The organism is Nonomuraea sp. NPDC050383, assembly GCF_044459125.1.
Classification (GTDB): Bacteria; Actinomycetota; Actinomycetes; order Streptosporangiales; family Streptosporangiaceae; genus Nonomuraea.
Genome location: NZ_JBITIP010000023.1, coordinates 18,289 through 35,375, shown reverse-complemented (window position 1 = coordinate 35,375; position 17,087 = coordinate 18,289). Strand labels below are relative to the sequence as shown.

Annotated in this window: 20 protein-coding genes; 7 read left to right on the top strand and 13 right to left on the bottom strand. The window is 72.7% G+C overall.

Features of this window, described 5'->3' with window-relative positions; all coding sequences use genetic code 11:
• Nucleotides 1-215: 215 nt before the first annotated feature.
• Together ACIBG4_RS37035 and ACIBG4_RS37030 are read left to right on the top strand one after the other, a co-directional pair.
• On the top strand, nt 216-542 hold the full coding sequence (locus tag ACIBG4_RS37035) for a hypothetical protein (protein ID WP_397206520.1): 327 nt from the start codon (nt 216-218) through the stop codon (nt 540-542).
• 132 nt (nt 543-674) lie between these two features.
• Nucleotides 675-1,145, top strand: coding sequence for a lamin tail domain-containing protein (locus ACIBG4_RS37030; RefSeq protein ID WP_397206518.1), 471 nt, complete (start codon nt 675-677; stop codon nt 1,143-1,145).
• A gap of 108 nt (nt 1,146-1,253) precedes the next feature.
• Here ACIBG4_RS37030 and ACIBG4_RS37025 read toward each other — a convergent pair whose 3' ends face one another.
• Genes ACIBG4_RS37025 through ACIBG4_RS37015 form a run of 3 tightly spaced genes read right to left on the bottom strand, consistent with a single transcriptional unit; the run spans nt 1,254 to nt 4,096 of the window.
• Nucleotides 1,254-2,036: a helix-turn-helix transcriptional regulator gene (locus ACIBG4_RS37025; protein ID WP_397206516.1), complete on the bottom strand. Its 783-nt coding sequence runs from the start codon at nt 2,034-2,036 to the stop codon at nt 1,254-1,256.
• 12 nt (nt 2,037-2,048) lie between these two features.
• Complete coding sequence (locus tag ACIBG4_RS37020) at nt 2,049-3,038, bottom strand: alpha/beta hydrolase fold domain-containing protein (protein WP_397206514.1); 990 nt, start codon at nt 3,036-3,038, stop codon at nt 2,049-2,051.
• 59 nt (nt 3,039-3,097) lie between these two features.
• Nucleotides 3,098-4,096 (bottom strand): hypothetical protein, encoded by a 999-nt coding sequence (locus tag ACIBG4_RS37015; protein ID WP_397206512.1) that lies wholly within the window; start codon nt 4,094-4,096, stop codon nt 3,098-3,100.
• 227 nt (nt 4,097-4,323) lie between these two features.
• On the opposite strand from ACIBG4_RS37015, the gene argG reads away from it, so the two are divergent.
• A complete protein-coding gene (gene argG, locus ACIBG4_RS37010) occupies nt 4,324-5,772 on the top strand; it encodes an argininosuccinate synthase (protein ID WP_397206510.1) in 1,449 nt (482 codons plus the stop codon).
• Between the two features lie 11 nt (nt 5,773-5,783).
• Here argG and ACIBG4_RS37005 read toward each other — a convergent pair whose 3' ends face one another.
• The 3 genes from ACIBG4_RS37005 to ACIBG4_RS36995 are packed head-to-tail and all read right to left on the bottom strand — an operon-like array spanning nt 5,784 to nt 7,404.
• Nucleotides 5,784-6,368, bottom strand: a complete 585-nt coding sequence (locus ACIBG4_RS37005) for an O-methyltransferase (protein WP_397206508.1) — start codon at nt 6,366-6,368, stop codon at nt 5,784-5,786.
• A gap of 23 nt (nt 6,369-6,391) precedes the next feature.
• Nucleotides 6,392-6,805, bottom strand: coding sequence for a tautomerase family protein (locus ACIBG4_RS37000; protein WP_397206506.1), 414 nt, complete (start codon nt 6,803-6,805; stop codon nt 6,392-6,394).
• A gap of 23 nt (nt 6,806-6,828) precedes the next feature.
• Complete coding sequence (locus tag ACIBG4_RS36995; RefSeq protein WP_397206504.1) at nt 6,829-7,404, bottom strand: TetR/AcrR family transcriptional regulator; 576 nt, start codon at nt 7,402-7,404, stop codon at nt 6,829-6,831.
• 98 nt (nt 7,405-7,502) lie between these two features.
• On the opposite strand from ACIBG4_RS36995, the gene ACIBG4_RS36990 reads away from it, so the two are divergent.
• Nucleotides 7,503-8,489 (top strand): aldo/keto reductase, encoded by a 987-nt coding sequence (locus ACIBG4_RS36990; protein WP_397206502.1) that lies wholly within the window; start codon nt 7,503-7,505, stop codon nt 8,487-8,489.
• A 72-nt stretch (nt 8,490-8,561) separates the two neighbouring features.
• Here the strand turns inward: ACIBG4_RS36990 and ACIBG4_RS36985 are convergent, their stop codons facing one another.
• Nucleotides 8,562-9,452, bottom strand: coding sequence for a helix-turn-helix domain-containing protein (locus ACIBG4_RS36985; RefSeq protein ID WP_397206500.1), 891 nt, complete (start codon nt 9,450-9,452; stop codon nt 8,562-8,564).
• Between the two features lie 285 nt (nt 9,453-9,737).
• Between ACIBG4_RS36985 and ACIBG4_RS36980 the strand changes: the two genes are divergently transcribed.
• Nucleotides 9,738-10,991 carry an FAD-dependent monooxygenase gene (locus ACIBG4_RS36980; protein WP_397206498.1) on the top strand — a complete coding sequence of 418 codons (1,254 nt, stop codon included), beginning with the start codon at nt 9,738-9,740 and terminating at the stop codon, nt 10,989-10,991.
• 8 nt (nt 10,992-10,999) lie between these two features.
• On the opposite strand, the gene ACIBG4_RS36975 is transcribed toward ACIBG4_RS36980, so the two are convergent.
• Complete coding sequence (locus tag ACIBG4_RS36975; protein WP_397206496.1) at nt 11,000-11,626, bottom strand: TetR/AcrR family transcriptional regulator C-terminal domain-containing protein; 627 nt, start codon at nt 11,624-11,626, stop codon at nt 11,000-11,002.
• Here ACIBG4_RS36975 and ACIBG4_RS36970 point away from each other — a divergent pair.
• Nucleotides 11,620-12,060 (top strand): SDR family NAD(P)-dependent oxidoreductase, encoded by a 441-nt coding sequence (locus ACIBG4_RS36970; RefSeq protein ID WP_397206671.1) that lies wholly within the window; start codon nt 11,620-11,622, stop codon nt 12,058-12,060. The two genes, ACIBG4_RS36975 and ACIBG4_RS36970, sit on opposite strands and share 7 nt — an antisense overlap.
• Before the next feature lie 78 nt (nt 12,061-12,138).
• On the opposite strand, the gene ACIBG4_RS36965 is transcribed toward ACIBG4_RS36970, so the two are convergent.
• The 4 genes from ACIBG4_RS36965 to ACIBG4_RS36950 all read right to left on the bottom strand — a co-directional run bounded on the left by ACIBG4_RS36965 (nt 12,139) and on the right by ACIBG4_RS36950 (nt 15,043).
• A complete protein-coding gene (locus ACIBG4_RS36965; RefSeq protein WP_397206494.1) occupies nt 12,139-12,828 on the bottom strand; it encodes a hypothetical protein in 690 nt (229 codons plus the stop codon).
• 9 nt (nt 12,829-12,837) lie between these two features.
• A complete protein-coding gene (locus tag ACIBG4_RS36960; protein ID WP_397206492.1) occupies nt 12,838-13,737 on the bottom strand; it encodes an RNA polymerase sigma-70 factor in 900 nt (299 codons plus the stop codon).
• A gap of 99 nt (nt 13,738-13,836) precedes the next feature.
• Entirely contained in the window at nt 13,837-14,259 is a 423-nt protein-coding gene (locus tag ACIBG4_RS36955) for a cupin domain-containing protein (protein WP_355452465.1), read from the bottom strand.
• Between the two features lie 28 nt (nt 14,260-14,287).
• Entirely contained in the window at nt 14,288-15,043 is a 756-nt protein-coding gene (locus tag ACIBG4_RS36950) for an SDR family oxidoreductase (RefSeq protein WP_397206490.1), read from the bottom strand.
• Between the two features lie 194 nt (nt 15,044-15,237).
• Between ACIBG4_RS36950 and ACIBG4_RS36945 the strand changes: the two genes are divergently transcribed.
• Nucleotides 15,238-16,425, top strand: coding sequence for a low temperature requirement protein A (locus ACIBG4_RS36945; protein WP_397206488.1), 1,188 nt, complete (start codon nt 15,238-15,240; stop codon nt 16,423-16,425).
• Nucleotides 16,426-16,457: 32 nt separating this feature from the next.
• Here ACIBG4_RS36945 and ACIBG4_RS36940 read toward each other — a convergent pair whose 3' ends face one another.
• Nucleotides 16,458-17,057 carry a CGNR zinc finger domain-containing protein gene (locus ACIBG4_RS36940; protein ID WP_397206486.1) on the bottom strand — a complete coding sequence of 200 codons (600 nt, stop codon included), beginning with the start codon at nt 17,055-17,057 and terminating at the stop codon, nt 16,458-16,460.
• Nucleotides 17,058-17,087: the final 30 nt, after the last annotated feature.

Genomic DNA, 17,087 nt, shown 5'->3' with positions numbered 1-17,087 from the left:
CAGCGCGGCCGCAAGCGCCAGAGCCTTCTCGCGGCTGAGCCGGGGTCCAGGCGTCAGCTCGACGCCAGCCGCGGCCGCCCTCGCCTCCCATTCACGCCTACGCGCTGCCTGCTCCGCCCGCTGCGCGGCCCAAGCCGCCGCCCCCGTCCAGCCACGCCGACAGGCGATGCCGGACCCAGCCCGGAACATGCCGCAGTTCGCTGGTCGACGACCACGTGGAGGTCCGCAAGCTGTCGTCCGCCCCGAGGGACGACCTGGAGTCGAGCCCGGCCACCTTCGCCCGTGACCTGACCTCGCTGCTACAGGTTCCCGGCGCTTCGGGCATTCGGGGACTGGCGATCGGACGGTTCCAGCGCGCGAGCCGGCTGACCCGCCCCTTGCTGGAACAGATCGTCGATGCCCAGCCGGCACTGGGCGCCATCCCCGTCGTGGCCGGCGTCGACGTCGGCCACACCTACCCCTTGGCCACCTTTCCGGTCGGCGGCCAGGCCCGGCTCCCCGTCACCGACGCCCAGGCGAGCCTCACCCTCCTCCGTCACTGACGGCAGACGTCACGGGGATGTTCAGGCAGGGCGGCGCGCTAAATCTCCGACCCGCCAAGAAGGTGTGAACGCCGGCCCCTCATGGGGCGTCATACACACGGCCCACACACCCCACTCCCAGAAGGACCACAAGTGCGCCTTGCCGCTTCTGTCGCCGCCATGGTGGCCACCGCCGCCGCTCTCACGCCGGCGGCTCCCGCTCAGGCCGCCGCTCCCACGGTGAAGATCTCCCGGATCTGGTACGACTCGCCCGGCTCGCCGGACTCCGGCGCGAACAGCAACCTCAACGGCGAGTACGTGCAGATCAAGAACACCGGTCGGAGCGCGATGAACCTCAGCGGCTGGACCGTCCGCGACAAGACGAGCCGAGCGGACCACGTCTACACCTTCGGCACGTTCACGCTCGGGGGCGGGAAGGCGGTGACCCTGCGGACCGGTAAGGGCCGCGACACCTCCACCACCCTGTACTGGGGCAGGAGCGGCGGCACCTACGCCTACATCTGGAACCAGAGCACGGACACCGGCTACCTCCGCAACGCCCGAGGCCAGCTCGTCCACTCGTGCTCGTACAACAGCGCCCGCGCCGACTACAAGAACTGCTGATGCGGTGGGAGGGGGCCGCACCGTCGTGGTGCGGCCCCCTCCCGCTTGCCGACTCGCCTCGGAACCGGCACCAGGGTGGGCAATCCGCCTCCGCCCGCATGCCGGAACTCACGAGCCGCCACGGGATCGTCCTGGACGTGCGGCGGCACCAGGCGGTCCAGCGGTGTCGGCAGGTCGCCGGTCCAGGCTGAGGGACCGCAGGGTCTCCGCCCGGCGGACCCGCTCGGCCAGGGCTCGGTCCAGCAGCGGCACCGTACGGGCCGGGCAGGGCTCGTCGCGCAGCTCGGCGGCCAGGACACGGTCCAGGCGGAACCCGCGGCCCGCCCGGCGGCTGCGGCACCAGCCGATCAGGTACCAGGACCCCGAGGCGGTCAGCAGCCCGCCCGGCTCGACCTCGCGCTCGCTCTCCTGCCCCGCCGCGTCGGCGTACCGGATCCACAGGACGCGTTGCAGCGCCACCGCCCGCTCGACGATCGGCAGGACGCCGGGCGTGGTGCGGGCGGGCAGCACGTGGATGCGCTCGGTCAGGGCGCGCACCTCCTCCGCGGCGGACTCGCTCAGCGCGGCGGCCAGCTTGCGCATCGCGGTCGGGCCGGCCGCCGAGAACGGTGTCGTCTGCTCGGCCCCGGCCAGCGCCGCCGCCACCGCCAGTGCCTCCGCCGCGGTGAGGTTGATGGGCGGCAGGGCGGTGTCGCGGTCGATGAACCAGCCCCCGTGCCGGCCCGCCTCCACGCGCACCGGCACCCCCGCCTCCATCAGCGCCTGAAGGTCGCGCTGCACGGTACGCCGCGACACGCCGTACCGGCCGGCCAGCCACTCCACGGTACGCGGCCGGGGTGCGGCGGCCCGCAGCTCGTCGACCAGGGCGTAGAGGCGTTCGGTACGGTTCATCGCGTCATCAGGCTAGGCCAGGCACCGGCGGACGAACTCCTCCTGGGCGGCCAGCTCCCGCCGGGCCAGCGCCGTGGGGTGCAGCGTGAACCCGTGCCAGCCCTCCTCGGCCACCACCAGCTCGGCCGCGTTGCCGGCCGCGGACCAGCGGGCCGCCATGAACAGGGTGTCGTCGAGCACGGGATCGGCCGTTCCCACGGTGAACCGCGCGAGGGGCAGACCGCGCAGGTCGGCGTAGAGAGGGGAGATGTCGGGATCAAGGCGTTCGTCGGGCGGCAGTCCCGGAAGGTACTTGCTCCGGAACCATTCCAGGGTCGGCCTGTTGATCAGCCGGTTCCGGTCGCCCGATGCGCGGCTGCTCGGTGTGCCGTGGCCCAGGTCGTAGCCGCCGAAGGAGAGCTGCGCGGCCAGGAACGCCTCGGCGGGCGCCACGGCATGCCGGTCACGCAGCCGCAGGAGCGTGGTGACGGCCAGCCGCGCCCCGGCGGACTCGCCGCCGATGAGCAGCCGCTCCGTGCCGAACTCGGAGGCGGCGTTGGCCAGCAGCCAGAGCGCCGCCTGCTCGGCGTCGTCGTTCCCGGCAGGGTAGGGGTGCTCGGGCGCGAGCCGGTACTCGACGCTGAGCACTGCGACGCCGCAGCCGGCGGCCAGGTCGCGCAGGCGCGGGTCCTGCCCGTCGGCCGAGCCGAACACCCCGCCGCCGCCGTGGAAGTGCAGGAACACCCCCTCCGGCGCCCGCCCGTCCGGCGGGAGGAAGGCCCGGAGCCGGAGCCGGCCGCCGCCGGACGTGGTCACGGCGCGCCAGCTCGCCTCGGGAACCGGCGCCAGGGTGGGGAATCCGCCGCCGCCCGCGCGCTGGAACTCACGAGCGGCCACGGGGTCGTCCTGGACGTGCAGCGGCACGAGGGAGTCGAGCAGCTTCTCCATGTGGTCGTTGACGGCTCGGGTCTCGGCCAGCTCGTCCGGGTCGAGGCCGATCAGGTGCAGGGTCGGTACGTTCATGCGCCCATCGTGTGCCCGTGCCGCGACACCGTTGTGTCACTGTTGCCGAGTGGTGTGGCTCACACTGCTGAGCGCCACGAACCGGCCGGGGCGGCGAGCATCATGCGCGGATGCAGCGCGGCCGCCCGCCGCCGCGGGATGCCGCCGGCGAGGGCGGCGCTGGTGAGGGCGGCGCTGAGCCAGGCGGAGTCGACGGGTTCGTCGTCGTCCCGGCGAAGCAGCGGCTCCGCTCCGGACCGTCCCGGGTACAGCTCGCGCAGCAGCCGGCACGCCAGCGGAGGCAGCGGGAAGGCGGCCACGTCGTCGCGTCCGGCGCGCACCACGACGACCGCGGCCCGCTCGCCCCCGTCGCCCCCCTCGACGCCGGCCACGGTGCGAAGGTCCTGCGCGGTCACCCCGGCCAGCGCCTCCACGGGCGCGCCCGTCGCGTCCAGCAGGGCCACCGCGGCCGCCTCGGCCGCGCGGCCCTCGCCGGCCAGCCGCTCGATGCCACGGCGCAGCAGCCGCCGCTCGTCACGGGTGAGCGCCGCCGTCCCGTCCCCGCCGCGGCCCTCGGCCGTGCTGGCTCCCGGGGGGCCGCCGGCCCGCGTCGCGCCGCATCGCCAGGCGAAGACGTAGAAGGACGTCAGGACGGCGCGTTTCCTGGCCACCGTCGCGTCCGCCAGGGACCTGCCCGGCCCGGCCTCGCCTCCGGGCAGGCGGCCGTCGAGCGCCGCGTCGCAGTAACGGTCCACCTGTGGCCCGGTGACGGCGAGCAGGTCGGCGTCCGGCTCGGCGACGCGCAGCCAGCGCAGGAACGAGGCCATCTCCCGCAGGCGGACACGGCGCGTGCCGGGGGAGGACCCGGCCTCGAGCCAGCCCGCCACGGTACGCCGGTCGCACGGGTCCAGCGCGTCCAGCAGATCTACGTCGGCATGGCTCACCTCGCCGCCGTCACCGGGCCGGCGGCGCGGCCGTAATCCGGCGATCTGCCCGATGCTGGGAGCCCCGGCCACGGGGTCGGTCGTCGTCCGGAGCTCTTCAAGATCGCGGCGGCCCAGGTCGGGGAGACCAGTCATGATGTTGATCTTCTCATGGGGCGGCGACCGCCGTGGTCCGGCGACCGGAAGAGGCCATGAGCACACCACCGCACGTGACCAGGGTGCGCCTCCGACAGCGGCGCGTTCGTGCGCACGCCGCCGCGCTCTTCGCTCACCAGCCTCCCGCGACGGCGGCCGCCGTCGTTCCGTGATCCGGCGGGCGCTGCTTTGCATGGACATGCATTGGTGTGTATATACTTCTGCTCGTGTCCAAGGTACTCACCTCCCTGCCTGTCGGTGAACGTGTCGGCATCGCCTTCTCCGGCGGCCTCGACACGTCGGTAGCGGTCGCGTGGATGCGCGAGAACGGTGCAGTGCCCTGCACCTACACCGCCGACATCGGCCAGTACGACGAGCCCGACATCGCCTCGGTGCCCGGTCGCGCCACCGCCTACGGGGCCGAGATCGCCCGGCTGGTCGACTGCCGCGCGGCCCTCGTCGAAGAGGGGCTCGCGGCGCTGGCCTGCGGGGCCTTCCACATCCGCTCCGGCGGCCGCACCTACTTCAACACCACCCCGCTCGGGCGGGCCGTCACCGGCACCCTGCTGGTACGCGCGATGCTCGAGGACGACGTGTTGATCTGGGGCGACGGCTCCACCTTCAAGGGCAACGACATCGAGCGGTTCTACCGTTACGGCCTGCTCGCCAACCCCTCCCTGCGGATCTACAAGCCCTGGCTGGACGCTGACTTCGTCAGCGAGCTGGGCGGCCGCAAGGAGATGTCCGAGTGGCTGCTCGCCCGCGCCCTGCCGTACCGGGACAGCACGGAGAAGGCCTACTCCACCGACGCCAACATCTGGGGCGCCACCCACGAGGCCAAGGCGCTGGAGCACCTCGACGCCGGCATCGAGATCGTCGAGCCGATCATGGGCGTGCGGTTCTGGGACCCCGAGGTCGAGATCGCCGCCGAGGACGTGACGATCGGCTTCGAGCAGGGCCGGCCGGTGACGATCAACGGCAAGGAGTTCTCCTCCGCCGTCGACCTGGTGCTGGAGGCCAACGCCATCGGCGGCCGGCACGGCATGGGCATGTCCGACCAGATCGAGAACCGGATCATCGAGGCCAAGAGCCGCGGCATCTACGAGGCGCCGGGCATGGCCCTGCTGCACGCGGCGTACGAGCGGCTGGTCAACGCGATCCACAACGAGGACACCCTCGCCAGCTACCACATCGAGGGCCGGCGGCTGGGCCGGCTGATGTACGAGGGCCGCTGGCTGGACCCGCAGGCGCTGATGGTGCGCGAGTCACTGCAGCGCTGGGTCGGGACGGCGATCACCGGCGAGGTGACGCTGCGGCTGCGCCGCGGCGAGGACTACTCCGTCCTGGACACCTCCGGCCCGGCGTTCAGCTACCACCCGGACAAGCTGTCCATGGAGCGGACCGAGGACTCCGCCTTCGGGCCGGTCGACCGCATCGGCCAGCTCACCATGCGCAACCTCGACATCGCCGACTCGCGCGCCAAGCTGGAGCAGTACGCCAGGCTCGGCATGGTCGGCAGCCCGCAGACGACGCTGATCGGCACCCCGCCGGCGGCCACGACCGGGCTGATCGGCGCGATGCCCGAGGGCGGGGCCGAGGCGATCGCCTCCCGCGGGGAGGGCCCCGAGGACGACGAGCTGCTCGACCACGCCGCGATGGAGTCCGGGACGGACTGACCCGCACCCGGTCAGCGTCGGAGCGCGACCAGCTCGCCCTTGCCGACGTTGATCGTGGTGACGGTCACGTGCGGCTGCCGCAGGAGGAGGTCGTGCAGCGGGGCGATCTCCTCGGGATGGGACAGGGCGTTGTCGGCCACGAGCACGCCGCCCTGGCGCAGTACCCGGTAGGGGTGCGGCCACCAGGAGGCGTACTCGGTGCGTTCGGCGTCGAGGAAGAGCAGGTCCACCGCGCCGTCCGGCATGCGGGCGAGCGCGGTGCCGCCGTCCTCGACGCGGAAGTCGACGTGGTCGGCCAGCCCCGCGTCGGTCACCGCGCGGCGGGCGTGCCCCTGGGCGTCGGCGTCGATGTCGAGGCTGAGGACGTGCCCGCCGACCGCTCGCGCGGCGTCGGCCAGCCACAACGTCGACACGCCGCGCGACGTGCCGACCTCCACGATGATCCTGGCCCCGGTGCTCTGGGCCAGGAACCACAGGAACTCCCCGGCGTCGGGCTCCAGCACCCGCCACCGCTCCAGCCGGTCCTGCCGGGCGGCGTCGTGCCGGGCGGCGGCCTCGTTCAGCTCGGCGATCGTCTTTCGCAGCGTGACATCCATGGGCTGGATTCTGCCCCGCCTCCCTACGAGATGCCGCCACCGCGGAGATCGGCCCGCGCGTACTGGGCCACGCCGTCGCCGAACGACCAGTCGATCGACTCGTTCTCGGTGATCTTGACCAGGACGTTCCGCGGCTCGGTGCCCGCGTACTCCTCGGCCAGCTCGGCGATCTTGCGGTAGAGGGCCTGCTTCTGCTCCGCGGTGCGGCCGGAGCGCATGGTGACGGCGACGAACACGACGTCGTCGTCCCGGTGTACGCCGAGGTACTCGGCGCCGTAGCGGATCATGCTCCGCGTGCCGTCGTGGCCGGTCAGCACCTGGAACAGGTCGTCCGCGGGAATGCCGATGGCCTCGACCAGGGCGTCGTGCACGGCCCGGCCCAGGGCCTCCAGCCGCTTGTCGTCGGCACGGATCGCGTCAATGCGTACGAAGGGCATGTTCGTCCTCTCCAGGGGTGCGGTCAGTGGCGGGCGTGCCCGGCGAGCAGGCCGAGCGCGCCGTCGACGGCCTGCGCGTACACCTCCGCGTCGCCCGCGGCGCGGGCCACGACGTAGCCGCCCTGCAGGACCGCGACGAGCGCGGTGGCGGTGGTCGCGGGGTCGAGGGCGGCGTCCAGCTCGCCCGTGGACCGTCCTTCCGCGAGGACTCCGGCCAGACGGGTGCGCAGCCAGGCGAACGTCTCCTCGACCGGGCGGCGCAGCGCGGGATCGGCCATCACGTCGGGGTCCTGGGTGAGGCGGCCGACCGGGCAGCCCCGCAGGGCTTCGCGCTCTCGGCGCAGGTAGGCGGTGATCCGCTCCAGCGGGGTCCCCGGGCCGTCGAGCACCGTCTCGGCCCGGGTGCGCAACTCCTCGGCGCTGCGGCTGATCGCGGCCAGCGCAAGGTGGGGCTTGTCGCGGAAGTGGTGGTACATGCTGCCCTGGCCGGCTCCGGACCGCTGCTGGATGGCCTTGGGGGAGGTGCCCACGTAGCCGCGCTCCCACAGCAGCTCGCGGGTGCTCTCGATGAGCCGTTCTCTCGTGTCCACGATCGTCATCGTACATACTAGTAGGTACAGACGCGAGCATTTGCCTTCGAGCGCGCTCCAACGTCTAGCGTCATGGGCACACGGTTCCGAGCCCTGGAGGCAGCAGCATGATCGACGTCCCCACCCGGTACCTGGGCGAACTGGCGGTCCCCGCGCAGGGCCTGGGATGCATGGGCATGAGTCACGGCTACGGCGCCGCGGACGACGCGCAGTCGATCGCGACGCTGCGCCACGCCCTCGACCTCGGGGTGACCTTCCTGGACACCTCCGACTTCTACGGCGTCGGCCACAACGAGCAGCTGATCGGACGGGCCATCGCGGGGCGCCGGGACGAGGTGGTGCTGGCCACGAAGTTCGGCTTCGCCAACCGTCTGGGCGAGCCCACCCGGATCCGCGGTGACGCCGCCTACGTGCGGCAGGCGTGCGAGGCGTCGCTGCGCCGGCTCGGGGTCGACCACATCGACCTCTACTACCAGCACCGGGTCGACCCGGAGGTGCCGATCGAGGAGACGGTCGGCGCCATGGCCGAGCTGGTAGCGGCCGGGAAGGTCCGCCACCTCGGGCTGTCCGAGGCCGGCGCGAGCACCATCCGGCGGGCGCACGCGGTGCATCCGATCGCCGCGCTGCAGAGCGAGTGGTCGCTGTGGACCCGCGACCTGGAGGCGGAGATCGCCCCGGTCTGCCGCGAGCTCGGCATCGGCCTGGTCCCGTTCTCGCCGCTCGGGCGCGGCTTCCTGACCGGCCGGTACAGCTCGGTCGAGGGGCTGGCGGAGAGCGACGTGCGGCGCAGCCAGCCGCGGTTCGCCGACGGCAACCTCGAACGCAACCTGGCGATCGTCGCGAAGCTGAACGAGCTGGCCGCGGCGAGGGGAGTCACCGCCGGCCAGCTCGCCCTGGCGTGGGTGCAGCACCGGGGCGACGACGTGGTGCCGATCCCCGGCACCCGGCGGCAGCGGTACCTGGAGGAGAACCTCGCGGCCCTGGACATCGAGCTGTCGGCCGGGGACCTCGCCGCCATCGAGGCCGCCGCCCCGCCCGAGCAGGTCGCGGGCACCCGCTACGACGCGACGAGCCTCACCTTCGTCAACGGCTGAGCCCGCCGCGCCGCTCCACCCCGGACCTGGCCCGCGCAGGTGGCCGCGGCGAGGTTCACAGCGGTGGCCGTCTCACCTCCGGCCGGTGACCGAGCCGGAGAGATCCCCGGAGACGGGAGGCTCGGCGGGTGCTCCGCGGCTGGGCCATGCGATGTCGTCGACGGCGAGAAACGGCTCGCCGGCCACCGTCGCGGGGGTCGCCCCGGTGAACGCCATGACGTCGCGATGCAGGTGGGACTGGTCGGCGTAGCCGGAGTCGGCCGCGACCCGGGCCGCGCCTTCACCCGCGACCAGGCGGTGGGCGGCATGGTCGAAGCGGACCAGCTTCACCGCGCGCTTGGGCGGCAGGCCGAGCTGCGAGCGGAACCGGGACCACAGCCGCTTGCGGCTCCATCCGATCTCGGCCGCGAGTCCGTCGACCCGGGCCAGGCCACGGCTGCCGACGATCCGGTGCCAGGCCCAGGCCACCTCCGGGTCCACCGGCGGCCCCGCCGCGTACCGGCGGGCGAGCAGCGCGTCCGTCAACGCGAAGCGATCCTGCCACGACGGGACATCGCCCAGCCGCTCGCGGATCCGTGACGCCTCCCGGCCCCACAGGTCGCCCAGGGACACGAGGGCGCCGTCGAGGTCGGCGGGGGAGGCGCCCAGGACCGCACGGGCGATCACCGGGGACAGGCGCACCTGCAAGCACTCGACGTTCTCACCGCGCGCCCAGACCGCGCCGCCGGATCCGATCCCGGGCCCGGCGACGATGCTTCCCCGCTGCTGCCGCCCGGCGGCATCGTCCACGACGGGCGAACCGGCGCCGAAGTCCAGCAGCAGCGTCACGGCCGGGTGCGGGACCATCCGGAGCGCGTCCAGGTCATGGACACGGAACCCGGCCATGGTGACCCCGGCGACCCGGCTGGGCCGCCGCGGGCACGCGACGCCCCACACAGCCGTACCGTGCATGAACGTCCGCACCGTCTCATGCTAGTGGCATGTCGCGTGAACAGCCCGATGGCTACCGCCCAGCTCCTTGCCCGGCTCCCGCCTGAGCCGCTGAACGGCCTCGCCCAGGTCCCCGCGCACGAGTTCCGCGTTCCCATCGGCCCGCTCCGAACGAGCCGGCGGAGGGAACATTCGTCCAATCCACCGGCGGGCACCGGCGGCGACAGTGGGCTCACGACTGTTTCCGACGGCGGTCCGTACGTGAACGGCGGCGTGCGCCACGCCGTACGGGCGGACTGAACGACAAGGAGGGATGCCATGCGGATTCTCATCTCCGGCGCCAGCGTCGCGGGTCCGGTGCTGGCGTACTGGCTCACCAGGTACGGCTTCTCCGTCACCGTCGTCGAGCGCGCGCCGGCTCTGCGCAGGACCGGCGGCCACGCGGTCGACCTGTTCCGGCCGGCGATGAACATCTCGGAGAAGATGGGGGTGCTCCCGCGCGTGGAGGAGCGGGCCACCGGAGCGAACCGGATGACCGTCCACCGGGAGGGCGCTCGGCGTCCCGTCCGGGTGGACCTCTCCAAGATCTTCAGCGCCACCTCCGGCCGGCACGTCGAGATCATGCGCGACGACCTGAGCGAGATCTTCCACGACGCCGCGCGCGACGACGTCGAGTACATCTTCGGCGACTCGATCACCGCGATCTCGCCCGATGGCGAGGTGCGGTTCGAGAACTGCGCGCCGCGCTGTTTCGACCTCGTCGTCGGCGCGGACGGGCTGCACTCCAACGTGCGCCGCCTCGTCTTCGGCGAGGAGTCCCGTTTCAGCGCCTTCGTCGGGGCCTACCTCGGGGTGCTGACCCTGCCCAACGCCTCCGGCCTCGACGGCGAGCTCCTCATGCACGTCGGCGTCGGCCGCACCGCCGGCATGTACGGCGCGCGGCACCTCGGCGACGCGCGGGCGTTGTTCCTGTTCCGGAGCGAGCGCGAGCTCGGCCACCACCACCGCGACGTGCCCCGGCAGAAGGAGCTGCTGCGCGGTGCGTTCGGCGGCATGCACCCTGAGGTGGACCGCTGGCTGGACGAGCTCGACCGCACCCCGGCGTTCTACTTCGACTCGATCACCCAGCTGCGCATGGACACCTGGTCGCGGGGGCGGGTGACGCTCGTCGGCGACGCGGGGTACTGCCCCGGCCCGGCCGTGGGCGGCAGCACCAGCCTGGCGGTCGTCGGCGCGTACGTCCTGGCCGGAGAGCTGGCGCGGGCGGGCGGTGACCACGAGCGCGCCTTCCCCGCCTACGAGCGCGCGATGGCCGAGCACGTGCGCGGCAGCCGCGCCGCCGCGCTGAGCGCGGCGAAGACCCTGATCCCCACGTCCCGCCTCGGCGTTCAGGGACTGGCCCAGGGCGCCCGCCTGATCTCCGCCCTGCCCGCGGGGCCCAGCCGCGCTCTCCTCCGCCTCACCACCAGGAGCGCACGCCTCCACAACGCCATGACCGTCGACGACTACTCACCCGTGCTCACCGCAGCAGGAGGCCGGGCCGGGGCTGATGGGCGGAAGCTGTACCCGTGACTTCCTGTTCAGCGGGAGCGGAGCGTCGGGACGAGCGCGGCGACGGCGTCGAGGATGCGGTCGAGCCCGTGCCGGAAGCGCTCGTCGGGGGTGAGGTGGGCGGTGCGGGACTCGACAACCGATCGGCTGAACAGCGGGAAGGCGCCGGATTCGACGACCTGGCGCACGTACGGTCCCATGTAGTCCCGCTTCCAGCGTTCGGGGTCCAGGCCGGTACGGCTGGCCTCCTCCAGCCAGCCGATCTCGCCGCGGATCGCGCTGTGGATGTAGTCGTCGACCATGCCGACGAATCCGGTGATGTCGTCGATGTCGAGTCCCATCCGGTCGAAGGCGCCGAGCGCGAACTCGTGCACGCGCAGCAGCTGGGGGCTCAGCGTCGGCCGGCCGGTGAGCAGCCCGATCAGCCAGGGATGGCGTAGACCCGCGGCGCGGATCTGCCAGGCCAGCAGCGTCAGATCGGACCGCCAGTCACCGGAGGGGCCGTCGGGCAGCTCGATCTCGCCCATCACCAAGTCGATCATGAGGTCGGACAGGTCGTCGCGCCGGGGCACGTAGCGGTAGAGCGACATGGCGCCGGTGCCCAGCTCGCACGCGATCCGCCGCGTCGTGGCGGCTAGCGAGATCGACGCTGTCACCCGGGAGGGCTTCCAGCGCCTGTTCGCGGTCAACCGCGGCCCCGTTCTTCATCACCCAGCTCGCCCTGCCGCGGCTGCGCGACGGCGGGCGGATCGTCACCGTGGGCACGATGCTGACCCGGGGCGCGGCCATGCCCAGGGCGATCGACTACGCCATGTCCAAGGCCGCACTCGACGTCATGACCACCGCCCTGGCCAAGCAGCTCGGGCCACGCGGCATCACGGTCAACCTCGTGGCCCCCGGCGTCATCGACACCGACATGCACCAAGGACGCCTGGTCGGCGAGGCCCTGGCCTGGCTGTCGTCGCAGACGCCCCTCGGGCGGCTGGGCACGCCCGAGGACGTGGCCGACACCGTCGCCTTCCTGGCCTCCGACGACAGCCGCTACATCACCGGACACCGGCTGGACGTCTCAGGCGGGACGACGATGTAGCCTCCGCTGCCGCGCATCGGCTCCCGGCGGCGCCGTCGGGCTCCATGAGCATGCCGCCCGACCCCATCCGCGCGCTGGTCACGGGTGGTGCCAGCTGTGCAGCTTGTCGGGGTTCAGCACGATCCACACGGCGGTGACCTCGGTACCGTCGACGCTCACGCTGACCGCCCCCACCGTCCGGCCGTCCCGGCGCAGCACCAGACCCGTCCGGCCGTTCACGGACTCGACGGCCACGGCGGGCCCCGGGCGGCCGGCCAGCAGGGCCGTGACGAAGCGGGCGACCGCGGCCGCGCCGTGGGTCGGGTGCGCGGCGGCGCGCACCCGGCCGCCGCCATCGCTCACCGCCACCGCGCCGGCGGCCAGCACCGCCTTCAGCGCGCCTGCGTCTCCCGCGCCGCATGCCGCGGCGAAACGGCGCGCGACGCGGTCGTGGCTCTCCACCATGCCGGGGTCGCGTGGTGCCGGGCCGGCGACAGGGTCGGGCCGGCGAGCGGGGACGCCGGTCACGGGCGGCGCCGCCGAGCGGGGTTCCGGGACGCCGGAGGCGAGCGAGCTCAGGCAGATGCCCTGCGCCACCCGGGTCAGCCAGGCACGCGGCACCGCGATGCCGGAGCGTTCGTCGTCGCCGAGGGCGTACCAGCGGCGGTAGGTCTCGCGGACGACGCGGTCGGCCATGGCGGCGGAGCCCGACATCCGCGCCGCGATGTCCAGCAGGTGCTGCCGTTCCTCCAGCATCTCCACCAGGGAGACGGCGCCCGGGTCGGTCATGGCCGGGCCTCAGCGGGCGCTGATCTTGGCGGGGTTCATCATCCACAGCACCTGGTCGATGCCCTCGCCGGAGGCGTTGACCGTGAGCACCGTGAACACCTGGCCGTCGCGGCTCAGCACGGCGGCCGACTGGCCGTTCACGCTGCCCCACTCCACCTCGACCCCGGCCCAGAAGCGGTCCGCGAACGCTCTGACGTACTTGGCCACGCGCAGCCCGCCCACGACGGGGATGCGAGAGGCCCGGACGGCGCCGCCGCCGTCGGAGTAGCTGATCGCGTCCGCCGCGAGGAGCTCCTCCAGCGTGGCGAGGTCGCCGGAACGGGCGGCGGCGACGAAGGCGGCGAGCAACCTGCGCTGCTCGGCCCCGGTCACCGGCGCGCGGCGCCCGGAGAGCAGGTGCTTGCGGGCCCTGCTGACGAGCTGCCGGGTTGCCACCTCGCTGACCTGGATGATGTCGGCGATCTGCCGATAGGGGTAGTCGAACGCCTCGCGCAGCACGTACGCCGCCCGTTCGGTCGGCGTGAGCCGCTCCAGCAGGAGCAGGACCGCGAAGCCGAGGGCTTCACCCCGCTCGGCGCCGAGGTACGGGTCGGCGCTGGTGTCGACCGGCTCGGGCAGCCACGGGCCGATGTACGTCTCGCGGCGGACCCGGGCCGACTGCAGAGCGTTGATGGCCAGCCGCGTGGTCACCGTGGCCAGGAACGCCGCCGGGTCGGCCACGGTGTCGCGGTCGCACGTCTGCCAGCGCAGCCAGACCTCCTGGACCAGGTCCTCGGCCTCGGTGGAGCTGCTCAGCATCCGGTACGCGATCCCGAACAGGCGCGGCCGCACGCCGGCGAAGACGCCTGCGGCCTGGTCGAGGCCGCCCGGCTCACCGGAGTGGTTCGCCGCCGGTCCGGAATCCCCCATGGTGATCACCCCTGTCCGCCGGATGGACCTGCCCAGCCTTTCACGTGCCCGTCCGGCGGCCTGCATCGCCACCGGCGGCGCGGCCTGCGTCGCCGCGGGTCAGGACGGGCGAGGGGCGCGGCGCTCGCGACGCTGCGCGAGCTCTTCGTCACCGACCAGGGTGAGCATCGGCATGCCGGGCTCGCACAGCATCGTGACGGTGAAACGGAGCGGGACGTCGTCGCGGTTGTTGCCGTCCTGGTAGTGGATGACGTCGCCACCCGGCTCCCAGAACGCCTCGCCGGCGCGTACGACCCTCTCCGGCCGGCCTTCTATCTCCAGCAGCATCTCGCCTTCCACCACGTAGCCGAACGCCGGGCCGGAGTGCCGGTGCGGCGGTGTGCCGGGGTCACCGGGCGGGAACTCGACGACCACGGTCATCGCGTGCGCTCCCGCCGGGATGAACGGCGGCTCGGCCTCCTGCAGCACGGTGAGCGCCGTCTGCCACGCGGTCGATCGGGACGTGGGCTCGGAGCCGGACATGATGTGCCTCCTTGAGGAATCTGACGCGTCAGCCGCCGGCCGAGGTCCGGCCCAGCCAGTCGGCGTACGTGATCTCGCCGAGAACGGCGCCGTCGCCCGGCACCAGGGTCCGCTCGGTCAGCTCGGCCCCGAAGTAACGCGCGTGCGGGTCGGTGACCACCTCACGCGGATCGCCCATGGCGGCCAGGGCGTCGCGGAAGAACTCGTCCATCCGGAACCGCTGCGGCCCGGCGATCTCGACCCTGCCGTTCAACGGCGTCCCCACCGCGATCCTGCCGACCTGCCGGGCGACGTCGTCGCCCGCGATGGGCTGGAAGAGCACCGACGCGATCCGCACCGTGTCACCGTCCGCGGCGGTGTCGGCGATGCTCCGGACGAACTCGAAGAACTGCGTCGCGTGCACGAGCGAGAACGGGATCGACGACTTCTCGATCAGCCGCTCCTGAGCGATCTTCGCCCGGAAGTAGCCGATCTCGGGGTGCCGTTCGGTTCCCACGACCGACAGCGCGACATGATGCCCGACACCCGCCGCCGCCTCGGCGGCGAGCAGGTTGCCCGTGGAGGTCTCGAAGAACTCCATCACCGCACGGTCCTCGAAGGACGGGGAGTTGGATACGTCGATCACCACGGAGGCGCCGGTAAGGGCCTCGGCCAGTCCTTCGCCGGTGAGGGTGTTGACGCCGGTGCCGGGCGCCGCGGCCACCGCCTCGTGGCCGTGCTCGCCGAGTCTCGTCACGAGCTTCGACCCGATCAGGCCGGTGCCGCCGATCACCACGATCTTCATGAGAAGCCTTCCTGTAAGCCGGGGCCTCGATTGCCGTCCGGTCACCAGCTAAGACCGGACAGCACTCCGGCCTGTGACAGCTTCGATGAAAGGTCTTATAAAGTCGCTGATCCCGGCACCGAGGTGTCACAGACCGGAATGCGGCGCTGTCTTGCCGGTTGACCGGACTGCCATGGACAGACAGGAGCAAGACCGTGCCACCAGCGATCCGGGTGCGGATGAGCGCACGGGCGATCGACGAGCCCCACCGCGCCTCAAGCCCGCTGGAGCTGCTGTTCGACCTCACCTTCGTGGTGGCGGTCGCCGCCGCCACCGCCCAGCTGGCCCATGACGTCGCCGACGGTCACGGCCTGGCCCGGCTGGTGCTGTTCCTGCAGGTGTTCTTCGCGATCTGGTGGGCGTGGATGAACTTCACCTGGTTCGCCTCGTCGTACGACACCGACGACGTCCCCTACCGGCTGCTGACGATGGTGCAGATGGGCGGCGTGCTCGTCCTGGCCGCCGGGGTGCCGGCCGCGGCCGTGCACTCCGACTTCCGCGCCGTCACGATCGGTTACCTGATCATGAGGATCGCGCTGGTCGCCCAATGGGTGCGGGCCGGCGTCGAGGATGCGGCCGGCCGCCGTACCGCGCTGCGGTACGCCGTGGGGATCACCGTCATGCAGGCGGGCTGGGTACTGCGCCTGGTCCTGGCCGAGACGGGTGCGTTGCCGTCGCCGGCCGCGCTGCCGTTCTTCGCCGTGCTGGTCGTCCTGGAGCTCGCGGTGCCGCTCTGGGCGGAACGGACCAGACCGACCACCTGGCATCCGCACCACATCGCCGAGCGCTACGGCCTGTTCACGATCATCCTGCTCGGCGAGAGCGTCCTCGCCGCGACGCGAGGTGTCGAAGGGGCGCTCGAAGCGGCCCGTACGAGCACTCCCCTCGTCGTCATGGCCGTGTCCGGGCTCGTCCTGCTGTTCGCGCTCTGGTGGCTGTACTTCCTCACCCCGGCCGGCGAGGGTCTCGGCGACCGCCGCCATCGGTCCTACCTGTGGGGGTACGGCCACTACGGTCTCTTCGCGGCCCTGGCCGCCCTCGGCGCCGGACTCGAGGTCGCGGCCGAGCAGACGGGGCACGACGTCAAGGCGTCCCCCCTCGCCATCTGCTACGCCGTCGCGATCCCGACCGCGGTGTTCCTCGTCCTGCTGGGGGTGGTCCACGCTCCCATCGCGGACAAGCCGGTGCCCCGTCCCGTCGCGGCCCTGGGCTGCGCCGTCGTCATCCTGCTCCTGCCGCTGGCTGCGGCGCAGGCGGGGGTGCCCGCCGTGGTCGCGGCGATCGCGGCCGCCTGCGTCGTGCTGACCGTCCTCAGTGTCGGCGCGGGAGGCGGCGGCGAGTAGGGGAGGGGCGGGCGTCATGCCGGGCGCCCGTGTCAGGGCGTACGGCCTGCCCTCCTGGCCCGGTAGGCGCTGGCTTTGGCGCGGTTCTGGCACGACAGGTCGCAGAAGCGGCGTGAGGCGTTGCGTGTGGTGTCGAAGAACACCAGCGAGCATGTGCCGGCCTGGCAGGCGCCGAGCCGGGCCGACTGACCCACGCCGATGACCATGGCCAGTGCCGTGCCCATGTCCGCGGCCCACGCGTCGACGAGCGTCGCGTCAGCCGGGTGGAAGGCGAGCACGGGCGGCTGATCGGGGTGGCCGTGCAGGTTGGGCACGGCCCGGTGCCGGATCAGGAGGTCGTTGAGCCGCGTGGCGGCGCCGTGGATGCCGTCGTCCGCGCCGAACACCGGGCGCAGCTCGGCGGCGACCTCCGCCAGCCCGTCGGCGTCGGCGCCGGTGAGCGTGGCGGAAGCGGGCAGCCGGGCGGTGAGCGCGGTGAGCCGTTCCGCGCCCGATCGCGGCGGGGAGACGGCCCGGCCGTGCGCCGTGGTGACGGCCAGACAGTTCACCAGGAGGACCGCGAGCTCCACCCACCTGCCGACATAACTGTCTATTTCGAGTTGACCAGTGATGCGCCATGGATCTATCGTCACTGTCATAGCGTATATAGACAGTGAGGACTT